11 protein-coding genes are annotated in these 14098 nt (G+C 49.5%); 1 reads left to right on the top strand and 10 read right to left on the bottom strand.

Annotation, left to right across the window (positions count from 1 at the left end; genetic code table 11):
• Positions 1-372, top strand: coding sequence for a YraN family protein (locus SYN_RS11055; protein ID WP_041585031.1), 372 nt, complete (start codon positions 1-3; stop codon positions 370-372).
• A gap of 250 nt (positions 373-622) precedes the next feature.
• On the opposite strand, the gene SYN_RS11050 is transcribed toward SYN_RS11055, so the two are convergent.
• The 10 genes from SYN_RS11050 to lon all read right to left on the bottom strand — a co-directional run bounded on the left by SYN_RS11050 (position 623) and on the right by lon (position 14054).
• The gene (locus tag SYN_RS11050) at positions 623-1414 is read right to left on the bottom strand and encodes an ABC transporter permease (protein ID WP_011418219.1); all 792 of its coding nucleotides are present in this window, start codon (positions 1412-1414) and stop codon (positions 623-625) included.
• Positions 1411-2355, bottom strand: coding sequence for an ABC transporter ATP-binding protein (locus SYN_RS11045; protein ID WP_011418218.1), 945 nt, complete (start codon positions 2353-2355; stop codon positions 1411-1413). Before SYN_RS11045 ends, SYN_RS11050 begins: the two co-directional genes overlap by 4 nt.
• 270 nt (positions 2356-2625) lie before the next feature.
• Positions 2626-3273: a response regulator gene (locus tag SYN_RS11040; protein WP_011418217.1), complete on the bottom strand. Its 648-nt coding sequence runs from the start codon at positions 3271-3273 to the stop codon at positions 2626-2628.
• Between the two features lie 14 nt (positions 3274-3287).
• Positions 3288-4979: a PAS domain-containing sensor histidine kinase gene (locus SYN_RS11035; RefSeq protein ID WP_158302970.1), complete on the bottom strand. Its 1692-nt coding sequence runs from the start codon at positions 4977-4979 to the stop codon at positions 3288-3290.
• Between the two features lie 917 nt (positions 4980-5896).
• A complete protein-coding gene (locus SYN_RS11025) occupies positions 5897-6997 on the bottom strand; it encodes an ExeA family protein (RefSeq protein ID WP_011418214.1) in 1101 nt (366 codons plus the stop codon).
• A gap of 12 nt (positions 6998-7009) precedes the next feature.
• Positions 7010-7828: a polysaccharide biosynthesis tyrosine autokinase gene (locus SYN_RS11020; RefSeq protein ID WP_041585667.1), complete on the bottom strand. Its 819-nt coding sequence runs from the start codon at positions 7826-7828 to the stop codon at positions 7010-7012.
• A gap of 55 nt (positions 7829-7883) precedes the next feature.
• On the bottom strand, positions 7884-9428 hold the full coding sequence (locus SYN_RS11015; RefSeq protein WP_011418212.1) for a GumC family protein: 1545 nt from the start codon (positions 9426-9428) through the stop codon (positions 7884-7886).
• Between the two features lie 67 nt (positions 9429-9495).
• The gene (locus SYN_RS11010; RefSeq protein WP_011418211.1) at positions 9496-10689 is read right to left on the bottom strand and encodes a hypothetical protein; all 1194 of its coding nucleotides are present in this window, start codon (positions 10687-10689) and stop codon (positions 9496-9498) included.
• Between the two features lie 106 nt (positions 10690-10795).
• A complete protein-coding gene (locus SYN_RS11005; protein ID WP_011418210.1) occupies positions 10796-11362 on the bottom strand; it encodes a polysaccharide biosynthesis/export family protein in 567 nt (188 codons plus the stop codon).
• Between the two features lie 331 nt (positions 11363-11693).
• On the bottom strand, positions 11694-14054 hold the full coding sequence (lon, locus tag SYN_RS11000) for an endopeptidase La (protein WP_041585666.1): 2361 nt from the start codon (positions 14052-14054) through the stop codon (positions 11694-11696).
• Between the last annotated feature and the right edge of the window lie 44 nt (positions 14055-14098).

The following is a 14098-nucleotide window of genomic DNA, read 5'->3' as shown; positions in this document are numbered from 1 at the left end:
ATGACGCAAAACCTTCGAACCGGAAAACTGGGCGAACAGATGGCTGCGGCTTATCTGGAGGAAGCCGGTTACCGCATCCTTGAGCAGAATTATCGATGCCGTTTCGGGGAAATCGATATCATAGCCAGGGATGGGGATACGATTGTTTTTGTGGAAGTGAAAAGCAGGCGATCCGATAAGTACGGGTTGCCGCAGCTTGCCGTTGGTCCTGACAAACAGATGCGGATATCCAAAATCTCCCTTTTCTACCTTCAGACAAAACGACTTGATTCATACAATGCCCGCTTCGATGTTGTTGCCGTCAGTCTGAAGCCGGAGGGGTGTCGTATTGAATTGATTAAAGACGCCTTCGAACTGGCCTACGGACGGTAGCTCTTTTCCGCGGGATTGTCCTGCTCTATAAGGAGCGTCGCTTCTCTTTTTTTCCAGCTTCATCATCAGAATCAGTGTGTGTGCCGTGGCGGCTTCGTTATCGGTTCCTCTCCGGTTGTGCTGGGTATGTTTTGCCCGCGGGCATAGCCCTCCTGCCGTGAAGGCCGGATATCCTCTCGAATCTGGGAAATGGAAGATAATCAACACGGCCTCAATCGAAATCATTCTTTGATAAAAGACGAGAAGTAAATTATTTGATGAGCCGCTTATGCATGGAAACAACGGAAACCGGGAAAAGAATCAGGCAGAAAATGATCAGATACAAGAGCCCCCAGAGAAGAGAGGCATCATAATGACCCAGCCCCAGGGAACGGACCAGGTTGACAAGATGGGTAAGGGGCAGAGTCTGAGCCAGATAACGAGCCCAGAGGGGGAGATTTTCCAATGGGAAAAACGTGCCGCTGAAGAGATACATCGGGGTGATAATTAAAAAAATCGGTATGTTGAAGAGGTCGATGTTTTTTACCTTGCTTGTGAATAACATACCCAGCGAGCCGAAGGCGATGCCGCCGAGAAAACCGAGAGGGATAATCAACAGGGCGTGGGGGTAGTGGAGAACGCCGAAAAAGCTGACGACAAACAGCATGATGGCGGTCGCCATCACCGATCTTGTGGCTCCCCAGAAGATCTCACCCGTGATGATTTCTTCGAGGGTCAAAGGGGTCGCCATCATGGCGTCAAACGTTTTCTGGTAATACATTCTGACGTAGGAGCTGTAAGTATTTTCAAAGAAGGCGTTATTCATGATATTAATGGCAAGAAGTGCGGGAGCGATGAACTGGACGTATGTAATCTGCTGATTGCCGTAAGAAATGCTGCCGACCAGACTGCTGAGGCCGATTCCGAAGGCGAGGAGATAAAAAAGCGGTTCCAGTAACGGAGGAATAAAATTCACTTTCCAGTTCTGACGGTAAACCACCAGATTCCTGTACCAGACTTTCCATAAGCGGGAGGTTATGACTTCTGTGGTGAAGGGTTTCATTCTCTCAGTTCCCTCCCCGTCAGTTTCAGAAAAACATCCTCCAGTGTAGCCATGCGCAATATGCAGCCTTCATGACTGCAATGTGCGCTGATTTCGTGATAGAGCACGTCGCGGTTGTTTCCGTAAATGATGAGCCGGTGTCCAAGGTTTTCATATTCCAGATTCATCCCGGCGACGAAATCCAGGAGTGCGGGCGCCGGTTCGGCCACTTCAATCACATCATGTCCCACATGCGTCCGGATCAGTTCGGCGGGAGGGCCCTCGACAAGAATACGGCCATGGTCCATGATGATCAACCTATCACATAACCAGGAGGCTTCATCCATGTAATGAGTGGTGAGAAGTATGGTCAAACCGCTCTTTTTCAGTTCCTCCAGGCGCTGCCAGACCTGGTGACGGGATTGCGGATCCAGTCCGGTTGTGGGTTCATCGAGGATCAGAAGATCAGGGCTGTTGATCAATGCCCGGGCAAGAACCAGGCGCCGCATCATTCCTCCCGAGAGTTCAATGACCTTGTCGTTGCGCCGATTGCTCAGGGCGATAAAAGACAGAAGCGACTCGGCTCTTTCACGGCTGAGCATCCGGGGCAGGTTGAAGTAGCCGGCAAAGATTTCCATATTTTGGAAGACCGTCAAATCGGGGTCCAGATTATTTTCCTGCTGGCAGACGCCGATGCGGGCCTTTATCGAACGGATATCCTTTGGCACATCCAGCCCGAAGATCCGAAGCGTACCCCCGGTCATGGGCGAGAAGCCGTAAAGCATCCGGATAGCTGTTGTTTTACCGGCCCCATTCGGACCCAGAATGCCGAAACATTCACCGGGCGGAACCGTAAAGGAAATGTCGTCAACTGCAGTGAAGGAGCCGAAGCTCTTCCGCAGGTGTTTCGCCTCGATAATCGGTTGGATCGATGAAGAAGACCGGGCATCCATACTCGTCATGGCCTGATCAATTCAAATGCGGAAAACTGGATAAGATTTGATAACAATAGATAACGGAATGCCTTTCCTCGGCTTGCTGCGACGGATTTTACGCAGATTCCTCGACCTGAGATCAATGCGGCTGCGTCGAAACCTCCATGCAGCCCTGTTGTCCTGTTGAATGCAAGTAGTTGAAAAACATGAGAATGCGAATGGCTCGGAATAACTGCCCTTCTGGTGTTTATGACAGCTGTTGAAAAAATGCATGCGGGACGCGCCGGGTTGTGTCTTTTACAGTGTAACCAGACCTTCCCTGATCGCATATTTGATCAACTCGGCCGCCCGGTTGATATTCAATTTTTGGGCGATATTCCGTCGGTGTGTCTCTACCGTCTTGACGCTGACAAAAAGATGAGCCGCAATTTCCTTGGCTGTCATTCCTTCAGCCATAAGCTGCAGCATTTCCCGCTCCCGGGCGGTCAGAGAGGGAGCGTTTTCCGTCGTTGTCTCCGGGGATTTGTTGATATAGCTTTTCACGACGATATCGGAGATCATGGGACTCAGATAGGTATGATTAGTCACGACGGTTCGAATGGCCTTGGCGAGTTCTTCAAAAGCGCAGTCTTTCAAGAGATACCCGGAAGCCCCGGCGGAAAGCATTCCCGATACGAACCGCCGGTCGGAATGCATGGAAAGCGCGATAACCTTTACCCCCGGAATGCTGTTGACAATTTCCCGGGTTGCGTCGATACCGTTCAAATCGGGCATGGAGATATCCATGATCACTACGTTGGGTTGAAGTTCTTTTGCCAGTTTGATGGTTTCCCTGCCATTTTCCGCTTCAGCGATGACCTGCATGCCTTGTTGTGATTCAATTAGTGTTCGCAGCCCATCACGAATGATTTTATGATCGTCGGCGAGTATGACGGTAATAGCCATTTTTCTCTCTCCTTTTAATTGCCGTCTCTGGTGTTATGGGGAGCGATAAGGGTAAAATGTGTCCCCTTTCCGCGTTTTGAGCGAATCTGGAGTTCACCCCCGAGATTCTTCAATCGTTCATGAATGCTGAAGATACCGAAACCTCCTCTCCAGTCTACGGGTGTTCCGATTTGTGATACGTCAAATCCTGAACCATGATCGATGACATCGATCTGAATCTGCTTCCTGTTGGCTTTTAGGATAACTTCCGCTTTTTCCACACCGGCATGCTTTACGACGTTCATCAGGAGCTCCCGCGTCGCCTGCAGAAGAAGAATTTGAATATCCTGTTTCAGCGATAAATGATTGCTCATTCCTTTATAAACAATCTTCAGGTTATGCTGTTCGTCGAAGTGCTGGACCAGCCATTCCAAAGCGGCCGTCAAACCGAGTTCGTAAAATACCGGAGGGCTTAATTTTGTCATAAGGGAACGGGTTTCCTGGATGGCCTGCTTGACAAAACCTTGAATTTCCTCCAGCGCTTCGGCAAAACCGCTGTATGACGCTAACGCATGCAGCATCTCGAGCTTGATCCGGGTAACGGCCAATGTCTGACCGATATGGTCGTGAAGCTCTGTGGCAATGAGTCTTCGTTCTCTCTCTTCGGTTGTAATCAAGTCAGATGTCAGTGCCCGGAGCTGTTCATGACTGGCGAGAAATTTTCTCTGTGTTTCCTTGTGTTCCGCGATTTCTTCCCTGAGAGTTTCATTAATCCTTGCCAGTTCAGCTGTGCGCTCACCGACCTTCTGTTCCAGTTCGCTGTGAGCTTTCAGCAACGCTTCCTGAGTTTCTTTCTGCTCGGTTATGTCACGGCCCGCAGATTGATATTCCACAAACAGCCCTTTGCGGTTATAGATGACCCTGTGAATCCAGCGATGCCAGCGGCTTTGCCCATCGGGCATCACCACGCGGTGTTCCACGGTTTTTATGGGGTTGGAAGAATTCAGTGAAGCCAGCAGTTCCTTTACTTTTTTCCGATCCTGTTTGTCGATGAACTTGACAAGTGGCATCCCGATAAATTCGTCACGGGGTGTCCCGAAAACATTGCACATGGCTTCGTTGACAAAGGTGATTTTCCAGTTCCGTAAACAGCTGCAGATCATTTCCGTATGATCTTCCACGATATGGCGATAACAGGCCTCACTGCGTCTCAAGGCCTCTTCCATCTGCTTGTGTTCGCTGATGTTGGTTATGACGGAGAGAAAAAAAGGTTTGCTCCCAGGATCAGCGTCATGGAAAACGGTATGAATCTGCACGGGAATGTGCGGCTGACGATTCCAGGTTCGAAGGTGAACTTCTATGTTTTCATTCGTTCCGCTTTCGGAGCAGCTCTTCAGATGCGCAAGAAACATGAGGCGATCTTCCCTGGAAATAAAGCGGAAAAAAGATTTTCCCTGAAGCTGGTTTATATCGCTGCTGTTCAACATGGCAGCGCCGGTTCCGTTGATATGCCTGATATAGCCCTTTTCGTTGATGATGATGCATCCCACGGGGGCGGAATCAAAAAATACTTTATAACGATTTAATAAATTTTCATCAGAAGGAAGATTTTTCCTCAGCTTCCGTCCATGTTCCCTGCTGCGGATATTTTCTGAAAAGGCTTTCTTCAGAAGGGGATGAATCTCATCCTGTACCGAATTCAGAGCCGGCTGCTGCGATGAGCGCACTGAGCAGCTCTCAGAAAGTAAGGGCAGTCGGTATGTTTGGGGATTTTTCATCATCATTTCAACTTGCTTAATTAGGCTGAACTCTGAAACACGTCATGAATCTCGAGAAATACACAGTCAACTCGCGATAATGAATGATTCAAACATTTTTATACTCAACAGGTATTGCATCGATGATGCGAAAATATGAACTTCTCAAGAGAAGTGACTGTTAAATGGTAAAAGAAAGATTTTTCAAAAGGCATACATCTGGATATCAGGGCAAGAGTCGAACGCTCATAACATCAGCTTTTTCCGCTGAAGGTCGCATTTTTTCGCTCGAAAAAATTATTGATGCCTGATTCGATTGTGAATCGACATACTTGTCAAAAGAACAGGAAAACATCAGAAGTTATTTTTCTTCACTGTATTAAGGAAAAACCCTAATCTTTGCAAACGAGGTTAATTATTAATCATGTCATTGAATTCAGTTGACTTCTGCTGAAAATCAGACAAATTGATATTGTTCTATATTACTTAAATATTACCGATGGTCAAGACAATTTATAAGGGATTTTACCTAAGTGTGAAGTATTTATCTTTGAATCTGCTTTCTGTAATCGGTCGGGAGCATCGATAAAAAACAGAATCGGTTACACCTCGATGAAAGGCCGAAATCAAGCATTCCTCAATAAAAAAGGAATAGTCAGGAAAAAACCGGAGGGCTGTGCTGGCTGGGAATGCGGATTGCCTGAAGTTTGTATGGAAATGCTGGGCTGTGTCTATGGCTGTTATTTTTTGCCGGCACCACATGCCGGATCGTAAAAAAATGCTGAACACAGCCTGGATTGTCGGAGTAATGCATGCAGAAAAGACATTGCCGGCTTATTGGCTGATGCGTGCAAGCAGGATTCCTGAAAAAGGTGGGTAAATTGTCGTTAATTCGAATTCTGCTGCTGTTTGAGCAGCTGAATTTCCGCCATGAGTTCCATGCGGTTTTCCGTGCTTTGCTTCAGCATTTTGAGGAGTTGAAGTACCCTGTCATCCTGTTGCTCCCGACGGGAAAAAAGGATGCTCAAGCGCTGATTGATATCCGTTACGACACTCTCCAGCAACTGAAGTCGACTTTCCACCGATTGAATAAGCTGACCCGTTTCAGGTTCAATCTCTTTTATTTGTCCGGGAACGGGAAACACGGCATTTGCTTCTTCCGCGGCGTAATCCTGAAAAATTCCACCCACTTTTCGCTCTGCGATCACTTCATCGATGACATGCTTCTCGATGTTCGTAAGTCCATCGGCAAAGCCATAGACCAGTGCCGCGTCACACAGGATATTGATCAGACGGGGTATGCCGCGGGAATATTCATGAATGACCTGAATGGCTTCCTCACTGAATATGTCCGATTTTTCCGCGCCGGCGACCTGAAGACGATGATGGATATACCGGGATGTTTCTTCTTTGTCCAGACCGCTCAAATGACAATATACCGTGACTCGTTGAACAAACTGCTCCAGTCTTTTCTGCCGCAGTTTGTATTTCAGCTCAGGCTGCCCGACCAGCATCATCTGAATGAGGTGGTGTTTTTCCGATTCCAGATTCGAGAGCATGCGGATCTCTTCCAATGTGTTATTCGGAAGGTTCTGGGCTTCATCAATGATCAGGGTAACCCGCTTTCTCCGCGCAAACTGCTGTAACAGAAAATCATGAAAAAGATCGAGCAGTTCTGCCTTGTCCCGGGTATCGGTGGGAAGTTCGAATTCCTGACAGATCATTTTGATGAACTGTGTCGGCTGAACCAGGGTCTGGTTGATCACCCCCACCTGGATGCTCTGTTGGATTTTGCTCAAAAGAACATTGATCAGCGTCGTTTTCCCTGAGCCGATCTCTCCCGTAATCACCACGAATCCCTTGTTTTCCACAACAGCGTATTCCAGATGGGTATAGGCTTCCTCGTGGACCCGACTCATAAAGAGATAGGCGGGATCCGGCGTAAGATGAAAGGGATTTTCCTTTAAACCGTAGAATGACTCATACATGAGAATGATCCCTTAGTCCCTGGACTTGTTGAGCAAGGTTCCGATAACCGGTTTATCCCCCAGCATTTCGAAGGTCCGTTTCAGGTCACTCCGGGTTGTTCTTTCTGCTTCCACGACAATGAGAATCCCATCGATGAAACGTGAGAAAACGAGTGCGTCCGCACAGGTCAACAGAGAGGAACTGTCGAAAATGATGAATCGATCCGGGTAACGTTCCTTCAATTCCTTGACAAGGGCTTCCATTCGAGGCGATCCCAAAAGCTCACTTGAGTTGGACATGGGCTGGCCGCCGGGCAGAATAACCAGCTTTTCAATGCCGGGTGAAATCAGCAGATCGCTGATTGGTGTGCCCTCTTTCAGATAATCGGAAAGACCTCGACTGGCCTCAAAACCAAAGTAGCTGTGGATCGAGGGTTTTCGAAGATCGGTATCCACGAGCAGGGTGGTTCGATCCATTTCATGGGCGATGCTGATAGCAAGATTGATGGCTGTCAGCGTCTTTCCTTCTCCGGGATTGGCACTCGTGATCAAAAGGGTGTTCTTTCCCTCTTCTGTCATCCGGCTCAAAACCTGAGTGCGAAGAATCTTAATCCTGTCAGCCGCCGGGTTGCCATGACAAATGGGAATGATCCGGTTTTGTATGAGCTGATTGAAATCCACGGGCAGTTTGCGTGTCTGGAAATAGACAGGAGCGGGAATTTCCTGCCTTTTCAGGCATGCTACAGAACCTTTATCAGACGCTTCGGGAACCTCCGGAACAAGAGTCAAACTTTCCAGGGAATCTCCCCGGGCTTCCTTGGCCTTTTCCAGTGCTTTCTGTAATTTGCTCACGGCTTTCACCTCTTCTTGGTTAACTGTCTGATCTGAATTATATGCAAGGCTGCATTCACGTTGTCCCCTTTGCCGAAGCTTGCGGATTCAATGGAGTTCCCTTTTTTGAGCTCCGACTGATCTGCTTCCTGTTCGTTATGAAAGGGATTACGGACAATACCGGGGATTTGGCGACCCTGGTCAAATCATCCACCGTTTTTATGGACTGGTCCAGGGATTCCTGGGCAGCGACAAGCACGATACCGCCGAACAGAGACAGGAAAAGGCCGGTGAGGATAATTTTCAACCGGTTTGGTCTATCCGGTTTTTCCGGAAAAGAGGCCGGTTCAATAATGGTGAAGCGTTCCGCATGCTGTGCTTTCTCCATCCCCTGGGTAACCTTGGCCTCCATCAGCTTGTTCATGAGGTCGTTATACTTGTTTCTGGCATTCTCGTAATCTGTTCGGAGTCTGTTATAATCCCCTTCTATCATTGGAGCACGGTAAAGCTTGCTCTGATAGGAATTCAACTGGCTTCTGACCTGGCCGCCCTGTTGTTGGAGGGAGCTAATTTCCATGGTCGCCGTTTCAATCTGGGTTTTCAGATTGGTATAGGCGGGATTGACGATTTTCTTTCCAGGACGAATGTCCGTGCCAGACCCTGTTTTTCTTGCATCGGCCAGCTGTTTTTCCAGTTCACGGATTTCTCTTTTCAGGCGAATTATATCCGGATGCTTATCCGTAAAGGTTGTCTGGCGGTTGATCAGTTCATTGCGAAGAGAATCCAGCCGCTCATCGGGATGCATTTCCGTTTCTCGTGGCGATCTGTCGGGGATGTATTGTTCGACGGAAGCCAACTGGCCGATGAGGTAAGCTTTTCTTTGCTGGGCGGCGCGGAGCTGGGCATTGATCTGGTCGAGGTCGCGACTGAGCCGGTCGATGGCCTGCGTGACACTTACGTTCTGCTCCGGCAGTTCGCCCATGTGCGCGCTTTTCAATGCGCTGAGCTTATCGGCGGCATCATCCATCTGCTTTTTGACTTCAGCAAGCTGCGAATCGAGAAAATCCGCGGTAACCGTTGCCCGTTCACTCCTTGTCCTGATATTTTCCTTCAAATAAAGAGAGGCCAGGCCATCGGCCACTTTCTGCACCGTGACGGGATCGCTGCCTTCATAGGCAAGACGAAAGGCAACGGTGGTCTCCCTTGATCGGGAAGAATTGGACATGCCGGGAGTGTTTTTGCTGAGATCGAAGGTGCTGATCGTTTCCAGTTTAATGTCGTTGCGCATTTTTTCGGAGATTTCTTCAATTGAGGATTTATTGCGACTGTCCGGATAGAGGTTGAACTGGTTGATGATTTCCATGAGTTTGGAACTGCTGAGAATCTGCTGAGTGATCGTGGACAGTCTTTCCTCTACGTAACTGGAACCAGAAGTTCGGACATATTCATTGGGGATCTGCTGTGCTTCGATAAGAATCGTTGATTTCGAAACATATACAGGTGGAAGAATGTAAGCGACAAGAATTGCCAGTGACAGAATGGAAAAGAACGCGACAAGAAATGTTTTTTTTCGTCTTTTGAATAATTGCACGATTTCTTTAAAATCCTTCTGCTTTTCCATGGCGCTTCACCTTTGCTTTATAAAGGGGTTTTGTTTGTTTTTCTTTATTCTCGACGATGTGGCTGTCTTACCAGGTCTTGGGGAAGTTGAATGTCAGAAGAACCCAGATTCTGTTCCGTTCCGCTTCGTCGTCCTCCGTCAAGGTCTTGTCGTAATCGTTGGCATAACTGTATCCCACTTCCAGCCGGTGATCCCGTGTTATATTGTAGTAAAGGCTGGGAGTGACTTCCCAGTAACGTGTATCTTCATTGCCTACCTCATCGTCGGATTTGGAGAAGTAAAGACTGCCGGTCAGGCTCACGCCGAATCGCTCTGTAAGATTTCTGTTGGCTCTTGCATAAAAACGGTCCACGTTGATCGGCTCGCCCTGATCGCTGTAATACAGATCCCGCCCGTAACCGATGGTGGCGGACGCCGTTTCCCAGGACTTCGTTGCCGCAATATTGGCCGTCCAGTCCCAGTTGTCATCTGTTGTGCCCAGATCATGGTATTCCGCGTCGGAGTATCGGACACCCAGTGCGACATCCATCACCAGGGTCTCCTGGAGGCGGTGGGTCAATCCCACGGAGAGACCGTAGTTGTCCGTGGTGCTGGTATCGGAGTCGTAACGGGAGTAGAAAGGCGTAACCGTTACGATATCGCGGCGTTCACGAAAGAAGTGACGATAGGCCATACTTACGGTATCTTTTGTAGAGTCTACTTTGTCCTCCTCATCATAGTCACTTTTTGAATAGGCGTAATCGAGACCCAAATCCGAAATTTCGGTCAGGTTATAGGTAAGCCCCGCTCCAGCCCGATAACTATGGCGCGTGGATTTCCTTGTAATCAAGCCGGTTTCCTCCAGATACGAGTCCGTGGTTGTATCGCGGATATAGCCGGCGTTAGCCCTTATGCCGAGCTTTTCCAGCAGCATGTGAGAGGCATTCAAGCCATATGTCTGATTCACGGTATTTTCATCGGTTTCATCCAGATATTCGACGACATCGATTCTTGCCATGGCGCCAAGGACCGTTCGTTCGGTTTTATAATCCAGCTTAAGGCCCGGGCTGATGGTGCCGATATAATCATCCCGTTCATTTCCATGAGAAAAATCAATGTTGTCATTGTACTCCGCCTTGACCCCGACCGAGGGAGTAATCGTCCTTTCCGCGGCTCGGGCTTGCCCGGTTAAAAGCAAACCGGACAGGACGAGAGACAAAATGAAAATGGACAACTTGCTCGTGCTTCGGAGGCCGCTGGAAGGGAGGTGTTTTGTATTCATTGTATCATTCCTTTCATAAAAATTTTCACCATGAGCATGGAAACGAATTCGTCCGGAAACTCAGGGGAAAAAAAGTGTACAGAAAACATATTTGAATGTCAGGTTGTTACGGAACCACAACGACGTCGCCGCGTTTCAGGTAAATATTTTGCTCAAGTCTTTCAAACCGCTTTACTTCATTATAATCGAAGGGGATTTTTGTGCTTTTCCCCTTTTCATGACGAAGAACGAAAATTTTGCTGCCCGCGGCATAAGGATTCAGATCTCCCGCCATCGCGAGAATCTGCAGGACGGTGGTTTCTGTCGTGATAGGAAACTGACCGGGCTTGTTGACCTTGCCCATGACATAGGCTGTCATGCTTGGGGTTTGGAGAAGAATGACCGTGACGTTGGCGTCGGGTACATAGGCAGCCAGTTTTTTGGTAACTATGTCTCGAAGTTCAGGAACGGTAAGATTGGAGACGTCCAGATCCTTGATCAGGGGGAAGGAAATGAAGCCATCCGGGGGGACGACCAGTGTTCGGGTGAGACTTTGATCTTTCCATACGGAAATTTCAAGAGAGTCTCCAGGACTGATTTTGTATGTGCTGCTCGCAGCAAAGACAGTCCCTGCAACAATGACGAACAAGACAGAAACCAGACAGCAGATGATCCCTTTGCTGTTTTTTTTCATCGATTCCTCCTTATTGATCTGTCTTCAAAGGATTAAGAGCCGCCTTTCGGCGGCGGTTTACGGCATTGCCTTTGTTGCTCTTTTCGGCAGTTTACCGTCAATCAGGACTTGAAGGAAAAAACCGCCACCATTACATTTTTATAAGGAAATTTGACTTATATATAAATGAACTTTTTCGACTGAGCTATAAGGGGAACCCTGATTTATGGCTTCCAAAATCCTTATTTTGCATCCGCTTGCATGCAGGTGATTTCCTGTGCCGGGGCAGGGAATAAGCCCTCAAATTGCAATATAGCCGGTTTCCCGGCGAATTGCCTTGCGCATGTAGTCATTATTTCCTGGAAAGCGCGATGTTCAGAACTTCACGCATGTCATTGACGAAGACGAAGTTCATTTCTTTCCTTACTTTTGAGGGTATTTCCTCCAGATCTTTCCGGTTCCATTTGGGAAGAATTATGGTTTTGATTCCCGCGCGATGAGCAGCCAGCACTTTCTCCTTGATGCCTCCTACGGGAAGTACCAGCCCTCGCAGAGTAATTTCTCCCGTCATTGCCAGATCGTTTTTTACCGTTCGATTTGTGAGCAGGGAGGCCAGCGCGGCAAGCATGGTCACCCCGGCGGAAGGGCCGTCCTTGGGGATTGCGCCCGCGGGGACGTGTATGTGAATGTCGGTTTCTTCAAAAAAGTCGACCGGGATACCGATTTTTACCGCGTTGGAGCGGATGAAACTGAGCGCGGCGCTGGCCGATTCCTTCATGACCTCTCCCAGTTGTCCGGTCAGGGTCAGGCCTTTTCTGCCCTTCATGGCGGTCGCTTCAACAAACAGCAGGTCGCCTCCTGTAGGAGTCCAGGCCAGTCCCATGGCAATGCCCGGTTTGGATATCCGCTCCCTGGCGTCCGAAATCATTCGGACAGGTCCCAGGTACCGATGAATATCACGGGCGCTGATGAGCGCCGATGAGATTTCACCTTCGGCAATCTGGCTGGCGACGCCACGGCAGACCGCGGCGATTTCCCGTTCCAGGTTGCGGACGCCCGCTTCACGGGTATAGCCGGAAATGATCAGTCTGGCGGCGCCGCGGGTGAACTTGATCTGCTCCGGAGTCAGGCCGTTGGCCTCCCTCTGCCGGGGAATCAGATAGCGTTCCGCGATCCGCAGCTTTTCATCCTGGGTGTAACCCGGCAGTTCGATGACTTCAAGGCGATCCCTGAGGGCGGGCGGGATGGTGTCCAGGATGTTTGCCGTGGTGATGAAGGTCACATGGGAAAGGTCAAACGCAACACCCAGGTAGTGATCCATGAAGGCGAAATTCTGCTCCGGATCAAGCACTTCCAGCAGAGCGGAGGAGGGATCTCCCCGGAAGTCGCTGCCCACCTTGTCGATTTCATCGAGTACGAAAACGGGGTTGCTGGATTCAGCCCGGCGAATTCCCTGAATGATGCGCCCCGGCAGCGCGCCGACGTAAGTCCGGCGGTGACCGCGGATTTCCGCTTCATCGTGAACCCCGCCCAGAGAAATCCGATAAAATTTCCGTCCCAGCGCCCGGGCAATCGATTGGGCCAATGAGGTTTTTCCTGTTCCCGGCGGCCCGACAAAGCAGAGAATCGGCCCTTTCGTGTCCGGCTTAAGTTTGCGGACAGCGAGATATTCGATGATGCGCTTTTTGGCCTTATCCAGGCCATAGTGGTCCTCGTCGAGGATTCGACGGGCCTGCCTGATGTCCTGGTTGTCCTGTGTCCGTTCATTCCACGGAAGCGACGTGATCCAGTCCAGATAAGTCGTCGCCACGGAATATTCCGCCGAGGCAGGATGCATGCGCGACATCCTGTCCAGTTCCCGGAAGGCTTCCTTCCTGGCCTCTTCCGTCAGCATTTTCTCTTCGATCTTTTTGCGGTATTCCGCGACTTCGACCCGGTTTTCGTCGGACTCACCCAGCTCTTCGCGGATTGCCTTCAATTGCTGGCGGAGGTAGAAATCCCGCTGACTTTTATCGATATCTTCCTGGACCTGCGACTGGATTTTACTGCCCAGTTCCAGAATTTCCAGCTGATGGTTGACGATGAGGGTGATTTCTCTCAGGCGCTGCCGGATATCAAGCGTCTCGAGGATTTTCTGCTTGTCTTCCACAGAGGCGTTGACGATGGAAGCAATGATGTCGGCCAAATCGCCCGGCTCCTGGATGGATTTGGCCATGGCTGCGAACTCCTGGGGAAGAAACGGGGACAGCTTGATAACACGATCAAAAAGAGTGGAAAGATTGGCCATGAGGGCTTCGATTTCAAGATCCTTGATGAGGATGTCCGCCTCGATCTTCTCGACGCGGGCCTGGATGTAAGGTTCCTCTTCAAGGAATTCGACAATCCGGAAGCGGGCAAGACCCTGGACCACAAGCTGGGCCTTTTCACCGGCCTGTTTGGCCAATTTCAGGATGGATACGCAGGTGCCGACGCGATGGAGATCCTCGCACTGGCATAACGGTCCCTCGGCGGACGGCGCTTTTCTGGTCAGCACCAGTCCCAGCAGCCGGTCCTTTGCCATGGCTTCATCTACCAACTGGATGAAACGATTTCCAACGATATCCATGGGAAACATCATCTTCGGGAAGGCCACGGTATGAAAAATAGGCATGATGGGAAGGATTTCAGGCAACTTGAAGATTTTGGAATCCTCGTTGATCGTGCTTTCCGGCATGGGAACCTCCACAGCAATGTGGTTTCCTTAAGGGAATTTTTCCT

Origin of the sequence: Syntrophus aciditrophicus SB (genome assembly GCF_000013405.1) — a bacterium.
Taxonomy (GTDB): Bacteria; Desulfobacterota; Syntrophia; order Syntrophales; family Syntrophaceae; genus Syntrophus; species Syntrophus aciditrophicus.
Note: the sequence above shows the minus strand (reverse complement) of the source record. Positions and strands in the feature narration are given on the sequence as shown.